Annotated in this window: 14 protein-coding genes; 9 read left to right on the plus strand and 5 right to left on the minus strand. The window is 47.9% G+C overall.

Annotated features, from left to right (window positions below; all coding sequences use genetic code 11):
* Positions 1 to 182 precede the first annotated feature (182 nt).
* Complete coding sequence (gene ptsG / locus ACF8OV_RS03730; RefSeq protein ID WP_203503580.1) at positions 183 to 1,625, plus strand: glucose-specific PTS transporter subunit IIBC; 1,443 nt, start codon at positions 183 to 185, stop codon at positions 1,623 to 1,625.
* Positions 1,626 to 1,721: 96 nt separating this feature from the next.
* Here ptsG and ACF8OV_RS03735 read toward each other — a convergent pair whose 3' ends face one another.
* A complete protein-coding gene (locus ACF8OV_RS03735; RefSeq protein WP_024702221.1) occupies positions 1,722 to 2,168 on the minus strand; it encodes a DUF302 domain-containing protein in 447 nt (148 codons plus the stop codon).
* A 227-nt stretch (positions 2,169 to 2,395) separates the two neighbouring features.
* On the opposite strand from ACF8OV_RS03735, the gene ACF8OV_RS03740 reads away from it, so the two are divergent.
* Positions 2,396 to 4,387 carry a U32 family peptidase gene (locus ACF8OV_RS03740; protein WP_258495620.1) on the plus strand — a complete coding sequence of 664 codons (1,992 nt, stop codon included), beginning with the start codon at positions 2,396 to 2,398 and terminating at the stop codon, positions 4,385 to 4,387.
* Between the two features lie 93 nt (positions 4,388 to 4,480).
* On the opposite strand, the gene araH is transcribed toward ACF8OV_RS03740, so the two are convergent.
* The 3 genes from araH to ACF8OV_RS03755 are packed head-to-tail and all read right to left on the minus strand — an operon-like array spanning position 4,481 to position 8,057.
* Entirely contained in the window at positions 4,481 to 5,470 is a 990-nt protein-coding gene (gene araH, locus ACF8OV_RS03745; protein ID WP_005477508.1) for an L-arabinose ABC transporter permease AraH, read from the minus strand.
* Positions 5,471 to 5,484: 14 nt separating this feature from the next.
* Positions 5,485 to 6,999: an L-arabinose ABC transporter ATP-binding protein AraG gene (araG, locus tag ACF8OV_RS03750; protein ID WP_005460653.1), complete on the minus strand. Its 1,515-nt coding sequence runs from the start codon at positions 6,997 to 6,999 to the stop codon at positions 5,485 to 5,487.
* A 56-nt stretch (positions 7,000 to 7,055) separates the two neighbouring features.
* Positions 7,056 to 8,057, minus strand: a complete 1,002-nt coding sequence (locus tag ACF8OV_RS03755; RefSeq protein WP_005460652.1) for an arabinose ABC transporter substrate-binding protein — start codon at positions 8,055 to 8,057, stop codon at positions 7,056 to 7,058.
* A 371-nt stretch (positions 8,058 to 8,428) separates the two neighbouring features.
* On the opposite strand from ACF8OV_RS03755, the gene ACF8OV_RS03760 reads away from it, so the two are divergent.
* The 7 genes from ACF8OV_RS03760 (at position 8,429) to ACF8OV_RS03790 (ending at position 15,519) form a co-directional block, all read left to right on the plus strand.
* Entirely contained in the window at positions 8,429 to 10,132 is a 1,704-nt protein-coding gene (locus ACF8OV_RS03760; RefSeq protein ID WP_203503586.1) for a ribulokinase, read from the plus strand.
* A complete protein-coding gene (locus tag ACF8OV_RS03765) occupies positions 10,125 to 10,865 on the plus strand; it encodes an L-ribulose-5-phosphate 4-epimerase (RefSeq protein ID WP_005460645.1) in 741 nt (246 codons plus the stop codon). The genes ACF8OV_RS03760 and ACF8OV_RS03765 overlap by 8 nt, the downstream gene beginning before the upstream one ends.
* A gap of 9 nt (positions 10,866 to 10,874) precedes the next feature.
* Complete coding sequence (gene araA, locus ACF8OV_RS03770; protein WP_031847143.1) at positions 10,875 to 12,368, plus strand: L-arabinose isomerase; 1,494 nt, start codon at positions 10,875 to 10,877, stop codon at positions 12,366 to 12,368.
* A gap of 46 nt (positions 12,369 to 12,414) precedes the next feature.
* Positions 12,415 to 12,933, plus strand: coding sequence for a hypothetical protein (locus ACF8OV_RS03775; RefSeq protein WP_005500066.1), 519 nt, complete (start codon positions 12,415 to 12,417; stop codon positions 12,931 to 12,933).
* Positions 12,934 to 12,989: 56 nt separating this feature from the next.
* Entirely contained in the window at positions 12,990 to 13,829 is an 840-nt protein-coding gene (araC, locus tag ACF8OV_RS03780; protein ID WP_005460426.1) for an arabinose operon transcriptional regulator AraC, read from the plus strand.
* A gap of 70 nt (positions 13,830 to 13,899) precedes the next feature.
* Positions 13,900 to 14,145 carry a DUF3297 family protein gene (locus tag ACF8OV_RS03785; RefSeq protein ID WP_005460424.1) on the plus strand — a complete coding sequence of 82 codons (246 nt, stop codon included), beginning with the start codon at positions 13,900 to 13,902 and terminating at the stop codon, positions 14,143 to 14,145.
* Between the two features lie 276 nt (positions 14,146 to 14,421).
* Positions 14,422 to 15,519, plus strand: a complete 1,098-nt coding sequence (locus tag ACF8OV_RS03790; RefSeq protein WP_203503589.1) for a YdcF family protein — start codon at positions 14,422 to 14,424, stop codon at positions 15,517 to 15,519.
* A gap of 77 nt (positions 15,520 to 15,596) precedes the next feature.
* On the opposite strand, the gene ACF8OV_RS03795 is transcribed toward ACF8OV_RS03790, so the two are convergent.
* On the minus strand, positions 15,597 to 16,019 hold the full coding sequence (locus ACF8OV_RS03795; RefSeq protein WP_005460420.1) for an organic hydroperoxide resistance protein: 423 nt from the start codon (positions 16,017 to 16,019) through the stop codon (positions 15,597 to 15,599).
* Positions 16,020 to 16,116: the final 97 nt, after the last annotated feature.

Here is a 16,116-nt window from a genome sequence, read left to right on the forward strand (position 1 = left end):
ATCGAGCCGATTACAATTTTCACTTCTCGGTGTAAGAGATTTGTAAGCGGCCACTTACAAACTGATTGCCTTTTGTAACCTTAGGCGCCGCCTTGCTCGCTATGATCATCCTGACCTTACGTGAAACAACATGACCTGAAGGAATCAGGTCCTACAACACTGGCATTCGTCAGGAGGAAACCATGTTTGCAAGTATATTTGGACAACTACAAAAAATAGGGCGGTCGTTGATGCTGCCTGTGGCGGTGTTACCGGTGGCTGGCTTGATGCTGGGTATTGGTAACGCGGGTTTTGCGTTTATTCCAGACGCGGTCAACAAAGTGATGCTCGCCGCCGGTGAAGGTGTGTTCGGCAACATGCAGTTGATGTTTGCAGTCGGTGTGGCGCTCGGGTTATCAAAAGGCAATGACGGTGCCGCGGCGCTCGCAGGCTTAGTTGGCCTAATTATTATGAACGCCTCGCTCGGTATCGTGACAGGCTTGCGCGGCTTAGAAACTGACGCCACCATCATGGGCGTTGAGACGCTGCAAACCGGGGTGTTTGGCGGCATCTTTATCGGTGCGGTCGCAGCGTTCATGTACAACCGCTTCTACAACATCAAATTGCCGGAATATTTGGGCTTCTTCGCGGGTAAGCGATTTGTGCCCATTGTCACCGGTCTATCGGCGATCGTCGTTGGTGCGATTCTCGCGTTTGCATGGCCACCTCTCGGACAACTTCTTGATGCATTCTCTCACTGGGCCGCGTACCAAAACCCGGTACTCGCGTGGGCGGTTTACGGCGCGGGCGAACGTTCACTACTCCCGGTTGGTTTGCACCACATCTGGAATGCGCCGTTCTTCTTTGAAGTCGGCAGCTACGTAGACCCAGAAACCGGCAAAGAGTTTACCGGTGAGCTCACTCGCTTCTTCGCGGGCGATAAAACCGCAGGTTATCTGTCTGGTGGCTTTATGTACTCCATGTGGGCGCTACCAGCAGCGGCACTGGCGATTTACCACTGCGCGTCTCCTGAGCGTAAGAAAATCGTCGGCGGTTTGATGATGTCTGCGGCGTTGACCTCTTGGTTAACTGGTATCACAGAGCCAATCGAATTTACCTTCCTATTCGTCGCGCCAGTGCTGTACGTAATCCATATTTTCCTCACCGGTATTGCGTTTGCGATCACCGCATTTTTGGAAATCAAACACAGTACTGACTTTGCGCACGGCGCGATCCAGTTCTTCCTTTACTACCCAATGTCGAGCAACGCGTGGATGTTCATCATCATCGGTCCAATCTGGGCGACGCTGTACTACGGCTTGTTCCGATTCCTAATTGTGAAGTTAGATCTAAAAACGCCGGGGCGTGAAACCGACATTGCAGAAGTGAAGATTGCCGGACAGCCTGATGAAATTGCGGTGGATGTAGTCGCTGCATTGGGCGGCAAAGCCAATATCAAGTCAGTCGATGCGTGTATCACTCGTCTGCGTGTCTCGGTGAAAGACATCGCTAACGTTGATGTTGCTAAGCTAAAAGCACTTGGCGCGCGAGATGTGTTAGTGATTGGCGACAGTTTACAAGCGATTTTCGGCACGCAGTCTGACTCAATTAAGTCAGAAGTGCACAGCGTACTCGCCGCCTCCTGATCTTATCTACCCCCAGTCTAGGTAAGATTTGCCAACCTCCTTGTGAGGTTGGCTTTTTCGTTTTCGGAGGTAAAAAAGCGAAGCCAATAACCAGCCCTACTTCGCCGCCGCGTTGGTTAAATTGCCCAGCACGCCGCTGATTTTGTTCAATACCTCATCACAGCCTTCAATAAGATGGCGCTGCTTTAAATACATAGGATCGTTATAAGCTAACCACGTTTTGCCTTCAGCATCTTCATACACCAACACTTTTTGGGGTAAATCGAGCGCCACTTCCTGCGCACAGATCATCAGTGGCGTGCCCACTTTAGGGTTCCCAAACACGATAACTTCAGTTGGTCGCAACGTCATATCGACTTTCACGGCGTTCTCTTGATGGTTAATGCGCGCAAAGACGTTCAACCCTTTTTCTTGCGCGATAGCGACAAATTTATCCGCCGTATCTTTTGCTGAATGCGTGCTCGCAACGGTTACCACCCCCTCCCCAGCCAATGCACTCAATGACGTCAACGCCACGACCAACCCGATGATTACTTTTTTCATTTGTCGTCCCTTCCTCTCTCTGAGTCGAAAACTAAATATAGAAAAACCAAGTGTAGGAAAACTATAGAAGTCAGATTCCGCTATCGCGAACTGCACTCTACCCACTCAAGAGTCGACCGTGTAACACGGATTAATTGATTCAGATTAATAAAGCGTTAACTAGCTGAGCATCAAAAGCGTGAAATACGTAACATTTGCAGCCTATTTTAGTAAGAAAGAGAAAAGTAGTGACACGCGATCAATTTGAGTTATTAGCACCCGGTGGTGATTTAGATTCCATCAAAGCCGCCATTGCCGCTGGCGCCGATGCAATTTACTGTGGGCTCGACCGCTTCAATGCTCGTAACCGAGCGACCAACCTCACCTTAGATAACTTAAATGGCGTGTTAACGTTAGCCCATCAGCACAGCTGTAAGATTTTCCTAACGTTGAATGTGCTGATTTTAGAAAGTGAAATTCCGGCGATTGTTCGCTTACTCAGCCAACTGAACACCACCAAAATCGATGGCGTGATCGTGCAAGATCTCGGTCTGGCCTACATTCTCAAACATCACTTTCCCGATTTGGATGTGCACGCTTCAACGCAACTAAACACGCATAACGAAGGCCAGATCCTCTTTCTCAACCAGCTCACCGCAAGCCGAGTAAATCTATCTCGCGAACTTAACATCGATGAAATAAAACATCTGGCGCAATTTGGTCGCGAGCACAACGTAATGATGGAAGTGTTTGTCCACGGCTCATACTGCATCGGATTCTCCGGAATTTGCTACATCAGTTCCGCTCGCAATGGTGCATCAGGTAACCGTGGACGTTGCAGTCAACCTTGTCGCGAACAGTACGAAACGACCAAAACGGGCAACAACTACCCACTCAATATGAAAGACAACTCCGCCTTTGGGGACTTGAAAGCGCTTGCCGATGCTGGCGTGTATTCATTAAAAGTGGAAGGACGAATCAAGAAATCGCACTACGTCTATACCGTGGTCGATAATTGGCGTCAGCAAATCGATCGCTTGTGCGAGGGTTTGGAACTCTCTGAAGACACCACCGAGTTATACACGGTGTTCAACCGCGATTTCTCCAACGCATTTTTGCAAGGTGATTTCGGCAAGGCGATGTACATCGACAACCCGCGCGACCACGCTGTAAAGCATTTTTCGAAGGTTTATCAATGCCAGTCTGCTGATGATGTGCAAGCGGTGAAAAAGAAACTCTACGACGACAAAACCGCGATCATTGAGAAAGTGGCAGAGCAAACTAAGTCGTTCGATGTCACTTCAACACAAGTATCCGGCAGCAGCTTGAAAGGGTCGATTGATGTGCCAACTCTGCCAGCGTTACCTCAACCAGCCCCTCGCCAAGGTGCGCCAAAATTATCGGTTCTGATCTCGTCAGCACAAGAAGCCATGCTGTGCGAATACCGCGACATTGATGTTTACTATCAATTGCCAATGGGATTGTCTGGCGAACTGAGCGCGATGATTGAATTGTTCCAAGCCAACCCAATGCTCAAACCTTGGTTTCCTGCCATTTTGATTGGCGAAGACTACCAAGCCGCTCGTGTATTTTTGGAAACCATCCAACCTGAGTTGTTGATCACCAATAACTCGGGCGTCGGCATGATCGCAAAAGAGCTCGGCTTAGGCTGGGTGGCAGGCCCACAAATGAACACGGTGAACTCATACGCGTTTAAATGCCTTCAATACGAGTTCGCGGCAAGTGGCGCGTTTGTTTCTAACGAGCTGAATATGAAGCAGATGCGCCATATCAAGCGTCCGCAAAACATGCGCAGCTTCTACAGCATTTATCATCCAAATACCCTACTCACGAGCCGCCAATGTTTATTCCAACAAACCGAAGGATGCCGTAAGGTGAAGGTCAACAAAGGTTGTTTGAAACGCTGTGATAAACGCACGTCTATCATCAACTTAAAAGACAACCCTTACGTGGTGCAAAAACAGAAAGGCAGCCACAATTCAATCTACAGCGAGCACAACGTCTTAAACCTGCAAGTGCTGCACGATCTGCCGCAATTGTTTACCGATGTGTTGATCGATCTGCGTGATATCCAGACCGAAACGAAAGTCTCAGCAAGCAAACCTGAGTTGATTGACGCGTTCTTAGCTCTACTTGAAGAGTACAGCGAACAAGCCGTCCAAACGCTGAATGCCATGATTCAACCGACAGCCAACGCGCAGTATTTAAAGGGGTTGTAGGGTTTGATTCGAGAGCTAAACCCAAAACAGCCATGCAATCATGGCTGTTTTGGGGCCTGTGTTCACTTGGAAGGATACCAAGTAGAAAGAGCATTATGCGCGGCTGGTTTGTTTGTAGCGGTCAAAAATAACAGCAGCAAGTAATATGGCACCGCGAACGACGTATTGCGCGAATGGTGACATGTTAAGAAGGTTCATTGCATTTTCGACTGTACCCAAAATCAGCACGCCAGCAATCACGTAAGAGACTTTACCGATGCCACCTTTTAGCGACACACCACCAAGGACACAGGCAGAGATAACCACCAATTCAAAGCCCACTGACGTCATAGGCTGACCACTGGTCATACGCGCCGCCAAAATAACCCCCGCCAATGCCGAGATAAAACCAGACACGGTGAAGATAATCATCTTAGTTTTCACTACATTCACACCCGCTAAGCGAGCCGCTTCTTCGTTGCCCCCAATCGCGAGCGTGTTACGACCATAAACAGTGCGATTCAGCAAGAAAGCAAAAACTCCAAAGGTAATGATCGTCAACCAAATAGGCGTTGGGATACCAATAAATGATGAGTTACCCAGTGCAAAGAAGCTCTCTTCTGTGATGCCCACCGCTTTACCATCTGAGATGATGTAGCCCAAGCCTCGTGCTATCTGCATGGTCGCCAAAGTGGTGATCAGTGCGTTGATTTGCAACTTAGCAATGACAAAACCGTTTAACAGACCAAAAGCAACGCCAGAAAGTAGACCTGCGCCCACACCAAGTACCACGCTGCTGGTTGCGTTAATTGCGACGGCGGTAACCACACCAGAGCAAGCAATGATGGACGCGACCGACAAATCCAGATCACCACACGCCAAGCAAAACAGCATGGCACACGCCACCATGCCACTCATAGAGATCGCCAAACCCAGACCTTTCATATTGATGAACGTCGCGAAGTAAGGCACAAAGAAAGCACACAATAAAAACAGACCAGCGAACACCATCAGCATGCCGAATCGGTCCCAAATCCCAGCAAAATTCCATGAACGCTTCGCGTCCTGTTGTTCTAGTATTTTCGTAGAGCTTGTTACAGACATAGGATATTCCTTTATTATGCAGCAGCTTGGTTGTTGCCTAGCATGGCTAAACTCAAAGCAGTTTGTTCTTTAAACTCATGGCGCTGTAGTTCACCTGTTACCGCACCTTCTTTCATCACCATTACGCGATCGGATATACCAAGAACTTCTGGCAAATCACTCGACACCACCAGCACAGTGACACCGCGCTCAGCAAGATTGAAAATCAGTTCGTAGATCTCTGATTTCGCACCAACGTCAATGCCTCGTGTCGGCTCGTCCAACAAAATCACACTCATATCGGTGGAGAGCCAGCGACCTAGAATCACTTTTTGTTGGTTACCACCAGACAACTGCCCTATAGCCTGTTGTAATGAGGCGGTTTTAACGTTCAAAGCCTTACGTTGCTGCTCTGCGTTGTCTCTTTCCCATTTGAAATCGATCAAACCGCCCAATTTCAAATTCCATGGACGAGCACTGATGTTGGTGTTCTCTTCCACCGAGAGAATAGGAACGATAGCGTCCGCTTTACGGTCTTCTGGGCATAACGTAATGCCTGCGCGAATCGCATCTTGTGGACTTCTGACACTGATGGGCTGCCCATGAATGTAAATTTGTCCGGCTTGCGCTTTTTCCGCGCCGAAAATGAGACGGGTTAGTTCTGTTCTCCCTGCCCCAACTAAACCAAACAGACCCAGAATTTCACCTTGACGAATATCGAGTGAGACTGGTTGGGTTAACCCTTTGCCTTCAAGGTTTTCAATGCGTAGGCCACTTTCGCCTAGAGAACGCGAACGGTAGTTGTAGATATCGTTGATTTCACGACCGACCATCAGCTCAACCAATTTTTCATGGGTTAAGTCGGTCATGTCGTCAAATGTTTGTACATGTGTCCCATCTTTGAAGATGGTAATGGCATCGCACAAATCGAAGATCTCTTCCATACGATGGGAAACGTACAGAATGATTTTGCCGTCATCGCGCAATTCGCGAATAACTTTGAATAAGTTTTGAATTTCGCGTTGAGACAAACTGCTGGTTGGTTCATCAAACGCGATAATCTGAGCATTGCGGCTTAGTGCTTTGGCAATTTCCACCATTTGCCACTGGCCGATAGAAAACTCTTTAAGTGGGCGAGAAGGATCAAAATCCTCCCCCAAACGTTTTAGCTGTTCTCGCGCTCGAGCGTTCAATGTTTCCACATCTACACTGCCACCTTTTGTTGGCAACTGACCTAGGTAGATGTTTTCTGCCACACTAAGCTCAGGTACCAAGTTCAGCTCTTGGTAAATAATGGCGATACCTTGCTCAAGCGCATCAGTCGCTGAGTTGAACACCAAAGCTTTACCATCGACGACCAACTCGCCTTCAGTGGGTTGGTGTAAGCCACTGAGAGTTTTAAGCAACGTTGATTTACCTGCACCGTTTTCACCCATTAGCGCATGAATACTGCCTTTGTTGGCGCGAAAACTAATATTGCTCAATGCCTTAACTCCTGGGAAATGCTTCGATATGTTGCAAAACTCAAGGTAAGAAGGGGAATTTATCATGATCATTCTCTCCGTTTCCCGAAAGAGCGGCGGTCATTGCACCGCCGCAAATAGGCTTAAAGACCTTTTTTCTGTAGCTCTTCACGGAAGTTGTCGCGAGTGATCAGCACGACATCGGTGACTTCCACAAACTTCTCTGGCTGCACATCTTCTTTCACCCATTTGTAAAGTGATTCGATGCTCTTAAAGCCGTGCACGTCAGGGCTTGGCAATAGTGAGCCAAAGAAACCCGTAGCGTTTGACTTCGCCAACTCATTCACGGCATCGACACCATTAATACCAATACCAATCACGTTTTCAGCGGCAAAACCTTGGCCTTCAGTCGCGCGTACACCACCTAAAACCGTGTTGTCGTTCATACCAACAATCAGCCATTGCTTAACCTTCGGATATTGAACCAACAGTGAGTTAGCGGCATCTAACGCACCTGGGATGTCATTCGTTTTGGTCGGAACACGGTAGATTTGAGATTTAGGAAAGCCAGCATCTTCAAGTGCTTTTACAGAACCATCCACACGGCGACGAGCGGTATCTAGTTCGTCAGCAGTAATGGCCATAACACCTGTTGTAGCGGCATCCCATCCACGATTCGTCATCTCCTTAAACAGCTCTGAGCCCTGACGGTAACCAATTTCACTCGCCGCCATCATCACTAAAGGCACCTCTTTCATCGGTTCGCCTTTCGCGTTTAGAAACTGATCATCAACGGTAATAACTTTCAAATCGTAGCTTTTCGCTTTGGCCATAATCGCAGGGCCAAGCTTTGGATCTGGCGTACAAATGACAAAGCCTTTCGCCCCGCTGGCAGCAAGCGTATCAATCGCATTCAGCGTTTTTTCACCATCAGGCACGGCCATCTTGACCAATTCAAAATCGTATTGCTTCGCTGCTTTTTCCGCAAAAGACCACTCGGTTTGAAACCAAGGCTCTTCCGGCTGCTTCACGAGGTAACCAAGTCTGACGTTATCGTCATTGGAGCCAAAAAAAGCGTTAGCAGAGGCACTGAGCATTGTCATGCCAGATAGGGCAGCGATTGTGAGTAGTTTTTTTAATTTCATTGTTATCCATCCACTGGTAGAGGTGAGTGTTCGCTGTACATATTTGTGCATCCTTGACCATTTGTTAGTGATAAGAATCACAGCGGAAAAATGTAGCAATTTTGTCCATTCATTTAGCTACAGAGGCTATGAAGCAGCTCTCAATCGTGCGACTAGCAACTTTCAAATATCACTCAAACCCCAAAGCAAACGTTAATCATGGTCGAAAACACTTAATTTTTGAGCAATATATAAAGGTGTTAAAAAGGACACAAAAAACACCCAGTGACGTTTTTGTCCATAAACTTAGCAACCCTATTTATGGGATAACCCACCTGCTCTGGCTATAACAACAAGTAGATTTAGTTTGCTGACCAAAAGTTGGAGTTGTCATGGACACAATAAATACACATCAGCAGCATGTAATTGGTTTGGACTTCGGATCGGACTCCGTACGTGCGCTTATTGTTAATGCCGAAACAGGACAGGAAGTTTCCTCGTCTGTGGTGTACTACTCACGATGGATGAAGGGGCTCTATTGCCAACCTGCGCAATCGCAATTCAGACATCACCCGCAAGATTATTTGGATGCAATGACCAGCGCGATCCAAGAGGTACTGGCAACAGTGCCACAGACTCTGGCCGATTCTGTTGTCGGCATAGGCGTCGACACAACAGGCTCAACACCGGCTCCAATAGATGAAAACGGCACTGTTTTGGCGCTGCTTCCTGAGTTTGAGCACAACCCAAATGCAATGTTCGTCCTCTGGAAAGATCACACATCCGTAGCCAAAGCAGATCGAATTAATGAACTCGCCCATTCGGGAAAATTCACCGATTACACGCGTTACGTCGGCGGTGTGTACTCTTCAGAGTGGTTTTGGGCAAAAGCGGCTTGGGTCAGCGAACAAGATGAACAAGTTGCAAAACGTGCTTTCAGCTGGGTCGAGCTGTGTGATTGGATCCCAGCAATTTTGGCTGATACTCAACATCCACAAAAACTGCGTCGTGGCATCTGCGCTGCGGGACACAAAGCGATGTGGCATGAAAGCTGGGGCGGACTACCTGAGCAAGCGTTTTTAAGCGCAATTTCACCGACGTTAGACGGTATTCGCGACCGTATGTTCACAGAAGTCTTTACCTCCGATCAGGCGGCCGGGTACCTATCAAAAGCATGGGCAATAAAATTAGGCTTACCAGAAGGCATCGCGATTGCAATCGGCGAGTTTGATTGCCACATGGGTGCCGTTGGTGCCGGTGCTGGTGCCAACGATTTAGTTAAAGTCATTGGCACTTCTACCTGTGACATTTTGATGGTTGAATCACAAAACGTCGGTGACCGCACTATTCATGGTATTTGTGGTCAAGTCGAAGGCAGTGCTATGCCCGAGTTGCTAGCACTTGAAGCCGGACAGTCCGCTTTTGGCGACATGTATGCCTGGTTCAAAAACGTCTTAATGTGGCCACTACAGGCTTATGCCGAGCACAATCCAGACTTTGCCTTAACTGCCGAAGAAGTTGCTTCAGAACTTTTGCCATTGCTCTCGCAAGCTGCCGAGCAGCAAGGTATCGACCAATATACTCCGGTTGCAATGGATTGGCTCAATGGCCGCCGAACCCCTTACGCAAACCAGCGTCTTAAAGGTGCCATTTGTGACTTAAACCTTGGTAGCACATCACCTGCAATTTTCTCCGCACTCGTAGAATCCACTGCGCATGGCGCAAAAGCGATCGTCGATTGCTTTATAGAACAAGATGTCACTGTCGAACGCGTCATCGCCATTGGTGGCATTGCGCAAAAATCCCCTTACGTGATGCAAATGTGCGCCGATGTGATTGGTCGCGACATCATCGTGGTCGAATCAGATCAATGTTGCGCATTGGGAGCAGCGATTTTTGCAGCCGTCGCAGCTGGCGTTTACCCGACGACGAAATCAGCACAAGCCGTGATGGCAAGTCCTGTTCGTCAAACCTACTCACCAACACCAAAAGTGCAAACATTGCGAGCACAGCGTTACGCGACGTATCGCGAGCTTGGGCAACACATGGAGCAGATTGCGGAGTTTCACCAATCGCAGGAGCGTGAAGATGTCTGAACAAACCGTCTGGAATGATGCGAACTCATTAGTCGAACGAATCAAAACGCTGCGTCACCAAGTCTGGCAAGCCAATATGGATTTACAACGCCATAACCTTGTGACGTTCACATGGGGCAATGTGTCAGGCATCGATAGAGAATCTGGGTTGGTTGTTATCAAACCTAGCGGCGTTGAGTACTGCGAACTGAATGCTGAAAACATGGTGGTGGTCGATCTGCACGGCCAAGTGGTTGAAGGGAAACTCAACCCATCTTCCGACACAGCCACGCATCTAGAGCTTTATCGCCATTTCCCGGAGATTGGCGGCATCGTTCACACCCACTCTCCTCAGGCAACGGCATGGGCACAAGCAGGCAGAGCCATTCCCGCGTTGGGCACAACTCATGCGGATTATTTCTACGGACAAATTGCGTGCACTCGCGCCTTGAGCGACGAAGAGATCGCACACAACTACGAGCTCAACACTGGCAAAGTCATCGTCGAAACCATCGGTGATTCAAACGTTATGGCGTCACCCGGCATTTTGGTCAAAGAACACGCACCTTTTACTTGGGGTAAAAGCCCTGCTCAAGCGGTTCACAACGCCGTAGTGGTTGAAGTTGTCGCTGGCATGGCTTTGCAAACACTGCAAATCAATGCCGAGGTAGACACTCTTAACCCTTCGCTTCTCGACAAACATTATTTACGTAAGCACGGCGCGAACGCCTACTACGGTCAAAGCAAAAAATAAGGAAACATGATGAAGATTTTCAACGACAAACAAATATGGTTTGTAACAGGCTCTCAGCATCTTTACGGCCCACAAGTATTGGAAAGCGTTGCGCAAAACAGCGAAGAAATCATTGCAGGATTAAATTCGTCTGATGATATTTCAGTTTCTATTGCTAACAAAGGCACGGTAAAAACACCGGATGAAATTCTCGCAGTATGCCGCGCAGCCAATAACGATCCTGACTGTATCGGCTTGATGTTGTGGATGCACACTTTCTCTCCAGCCAAGATGTGGATTGCCGGCCTAACCCAGCTAAATAAGCCATTTTTACACCTTCACACCCAGTTCAACGCGGCGCTACCATGGGATGAAATCGACATGGATTTCATGAACCTCAACCAAAGTGCGCACGGTTGCCGAGAGTTTGGCTTCATTGGCACCCGTCTGAATATTGAACGTAAAGTCGTAGTCGGACACTGGCAAGAACCGCAAGTGCATAGAGATATCGACGATTGGTGTCGCGCCGCTATTGGTGTGAATGCAGGTCAGCACCTGAAAGTCGCCCGCTTTGGCGACAACATGCGCCAAGTCGCGGTCACGGAAGGCAACAAAGTCTCTGCGCAAATCCAGTTTGGATATGAAGTGAATGCGTACGGTCTTGGTGAGCTCAGTGACGTAGTCAACTCGATATCAGATGCGGATGTAAATCACCAGCTGGATGAATACGCATCCGTGTATGAGATGTCTCCAGACTTATTCAACGACTCTGATTTGAAAAAGCTGATGACGCAAGAGGCACGTTTAGAACTTGGGATGGAATCTTTCCTCAAATCTGTTGGAGCAGGCGCTTTCACCAACACGTTTGAAAACCTAACTGGCTTAACAAATTTACCAGGACTAGCAACGCAGCGCTTAATGGCTAAAGGTTTTGGTTACGGCGGAGAGGGTGATTGGAAAACCGCAGCGATGACGCACATCATGAAAGTCATGGGGCAAGGCAAACCGGGCGGTACATCTTTTATGGAAGACTATACCTACAACTTCGGCGAAAAAGGGCAAGTGTTAGGCGCTCACATGCTAGAAGTTTGTCCAACTATCGCAGCAGCGAAACCAAGATTGGAAGTTCATCGTCACACCATTGGCTGTCGTTGCGATATTCCACGCTTAATTTTCAGCGGCCAATCTGGCGAAGCGTTAAACGTGTCGATTATTGATCTTGGCGATCGCTTTAGAATGATCGTCAACGTGATTGATACCGTCACACCACCACAGTCACTGCCACATTTGCCTGTAGCTCACGCGCTTTGGGAACCTCAGCCCAACTTAAATATCGCAGCAGCCGCGTGGATTCACGCTGGCGGCGCACATCACGCAGTGTACAGCCAAGCTGTCACATTGCCGATGCTTGCCGACTACGCTGAAATCCTTGGCATCGAAATGGTTGTGATTGACAACAGCACCAACTTACGCCAGTTCAAACAAGAATTGCGTAACAACGGAGTGTATTACCGTCTCGGTTAAACCACACAAATGTGCTCCCGCTTAGGGAGCACTTTGGAGTCAATTAGTGAATGATACAGATGTAGAAACCGTGCCCACTTTTCAACTGGAAAAAACTCGCTGGACGCTCAACCTTTCCACTGAGCAACCAGCGAGTTTCGAGCTACAGCGGGATGGTAAAACGCACTTTATCGGCACCATGGAAGTATTAAACAACGGACAACTCATTGCCGTTCACGATGCTGATTGGCGCTTTAGGCACAAGCCAGAAAAGCTCGAACAATGGTGTCAACTGCACCATTCAGAAACCTTATCCATCAATATGAACTACTACTTTGCTGATGATGCTCTCGTGATCGAGTATTTGGCGAGAAACACGGTTCCAACTCGCCTTGATATCCGTCATACCATCAAACAAGTTGTCGATTCACCTGTCGAAGACAACGAGCAAGCGCGAAGTGCGAAGTGGCAGCACCAAAGAGATGGATTACCAAGTGACTTCTTATCGAAAACCGCTAAGACGGACTTTTTCCGAGAAGCCTTTTCTGCCAAACAATGGATCGTTCTAGAAAACTGTGAGGAATAACGACGACAGTTTTTCCGCTCCAGAATAGACTGATGAAAAAGTAAATTAGTTGAAATATGCAAAACAACGACCCTTTAAAACCCGGCTACAACTTTGACGCACACCTTGTGGCTGGGCTTACCCCCATTATCGAAGGCGACGAGCTCGATTTTGTGATTGATCGTCCGAACGGGATGAAAGGGTTCATCATCAACATCACGAGCCAAGGTGAAGGAACGATATTTCATGGTAATGATGCTTTTGATGTCAAAACCGGGGATTTATTGCTATTTCCACCAAGCGCAACGCACTTCTACCATCGTAAAAAAGACAACGCATCATGGTTTCACCGCTGGGTCTATTTTCGTCCTCGTGCCTTTTGGAATGACTGGTTGTGTTGGCATGAACAACGAAATGGTGTGTATCTCACTCAAGGATTGGATAACAGCACGATTTCTCAGATTGAACGCCTATTCATCGACATTGAGTACATTTCCAAATCAGACATGCCTTATCGAGATGATCTCGCGATTAACTTACTGGAACAACTGCTGATTCGTTGTAAAACTATTCAACCTGATGTGGTGAGCAAACCGTTAGATCCTCGTGTTATTGAAGCGATGAACTACATGACGCAGAACCTGAATCAAAATTTCACACTAGAAGACATCGCTGATTTCACCTGCCTGTCCGCCTCACGCTTAGGGCATCTATTTCGAGATGAAGTTGGCATGACCATTACTCAATGGCGTGACGACCAACGTATTAGCCGAGCGAAACAATTGTTGGTCACAACCAACTATTCGGTCAATCACATTGGTCGTATCGTTGGTTATACCGACCCACTCTACTTTTCTCGCGTATTCAAACGTAAAGCCGGCGCAAGCCCCAAATTGTATCGAGAGCAGATTAGTTGAAGGTTATCTTGAACACTCACTGTGCACTGACTACAATAGCGCACTTTTTTACGGAATTTAGGTCACAAACATGACAGATACAGCAAAACCAGCTCTACCAGATCGCCTAGCAGGTAACCCACGCAGCCCATTCTTCATCAAAGAATGTTTTGAGCACCAAATCGGTATCCGTTTCAACGGTAAAGAGCGCACTGACGTAGAAGAATACTGCGTGAGTGAAGGTTGGGTAAAAATTGCGTCTCCTAAAGCAAAAGACCGTTTCGGTAACCCAATGCTGATCAAACTGAAAGGCGAAGTTGAAGCGTACTACGTGTAAGCAACTCTCGTTCAGTCGAATCTAAAAAGCTCGAGTCTTACTCGGGCTTTTTTAATGCCTACGTTTTGTTGTATTCGCACTGTTTATCTTTTAAACCAAACAGTTACATGACAAATAATTAGTAAACCATTTTCGTGATCCTACTTCGTGTTTTGGCGATAAAGGTCGCTTGGCTCGGCAGCTTTGAGATTCGTTTCACAGTTTATTCATGAGCCAAACCTAGACTGAAAAAATCCACCTTTCTAATTCGAAAAATAACAAAACTAGGATTCACCCATGAAGAAGAACCTCCTGGCTATCGCCCTTGGCAGCGTAATTGCGCTGACAGCAGCCCCTTATTCACTGGCCGCCAACGATTCTACAATCCAATCTTCCGCAGACTACTCGCAACTGGTGACCAAACGTCAAGTTGTCGACCAACTTTTGAATGACGCCGTGGAAGCCTTTAAATCGCCGGCGCGTATATCTCACGCTGGTTTTACCGCGAAAATGCCGAGCAATATGGAGATAGTTACCGACCGATTGCTAGAAGCTTACCAACTTGAGCCATACCGCACCGACCTACTCATTTCTGCGGCAAATGCGCAGATTTACAACAAGAACGTCGATCGAGCAATTGAACTGTTCGAACAAGCCTTGTCGGTGGCGCCGGACGATGCAGATTTACACGCTTATCTTGCGGTGTGGCAGCGCTTTAAAGGCAATCAAACCGAATCAGACCAACACATGGCAACGCTGGCCAAACTGAATGCCGGCAAAGCAGCAGACATCAACCGCATTTTCGACACAGTAGATCGCGTTTTGGCAACGCCGCTGAAAGAGAAAGCCGATAAAGGCAAACTGGACAACAAAGGGGCGATCGTCACACTGGGATACGCACTGAATCCGGATGGTTCAATGCACCAAATCTTGGTTGAGCGTTTGGAAACCACGTTAGCAATGGCGAAAGCGAACCCAGATGCGATAATTATTTTGACGGGCGGCGTACCAAAGAACCACAAAACCGAAGGTAAATTGATGGCGGACTGGCTGATTGAAAAAGGAGTCAGCAAAGACCGCATCATCGAAGAAAACTACGCCACCAGCACGGTAGGCAATGCCCTGTTCAGCAGCTACGCCTTGGCGCGCCACAACATCAAACATGCGACCATTATCAGCTCGGCAAGTCACGTGCGTCGTGGTCAAACCTTGTTTGAAATCGCTAGTTGGCAAACTGGCCCGCAGGGCATCACTTTCGACACCGTAAGTTACCCAGACAAACCCCTCAAAGACTTAGCGAAAGCCTGCGAGAGCGAACTACTTGGCATTTACCGCGATGCGCTGCGTACTTACGGTATGTGGAGTTATCGCTCTTACCCGTTGGAGTCGCGTTAACCCTTATCGCCCCACTCAAATCGAAAAAAGCCTGCACGCTCGCAGGCTTTCTTGCATTAGAACAGTGTCTAAAGCGATTAGATCGCTTCACCATTTACTGTAACGGCGACGTCAATGTTGCCACGAACGGCATTTGAGTATGGGCACACTTGGTGGGCAATGCGCGTCAGCTCTAGTGCTTGTTCTTGTGGTAGGTCTAACTCTGCCGCGAGGCCAACGGTCAAAGCAAAGCCACCGTTTTCATTCGGGCCAATGCCTACTTCAGCTGTCACAGGTGCGCTCTTTAGCGCTACTTTTGCTTCACGCGCAACGTGCAAAATCGCGTTAGAGAAACAAGCCGAGTAACCCGCTGCAAACAGTTGTTCTGGGTTCGTTGCTGCGCCTGTGCCACCCATCTCTTTTGGGTAAGCAAGTTCAAGATCCAGCAGACCATCGTTGGTTTTTACTTGACCATTACGGCCAGCCAGAGCAGTAGCTTGAGTTTTGTATAATGTTGTCATGCGAATATCCCCTTCAATTTAAGTTGTGCACAATTTAATTGCTTGCAACCTTACATCGAAACAACGATAGTTTGCAACTATATTGTGCACAATTTAT

The organism is Vibrio sp. GLN_1 (assembly GCF_043106015.1).
Classification (GTDB): domain Bacteria; phylum Pseudomonadota; class Gammaproteobacteria; order Enterobacterales; family Vibrionaceae; genus Vibrio; species Vibrio parahaemolyticus.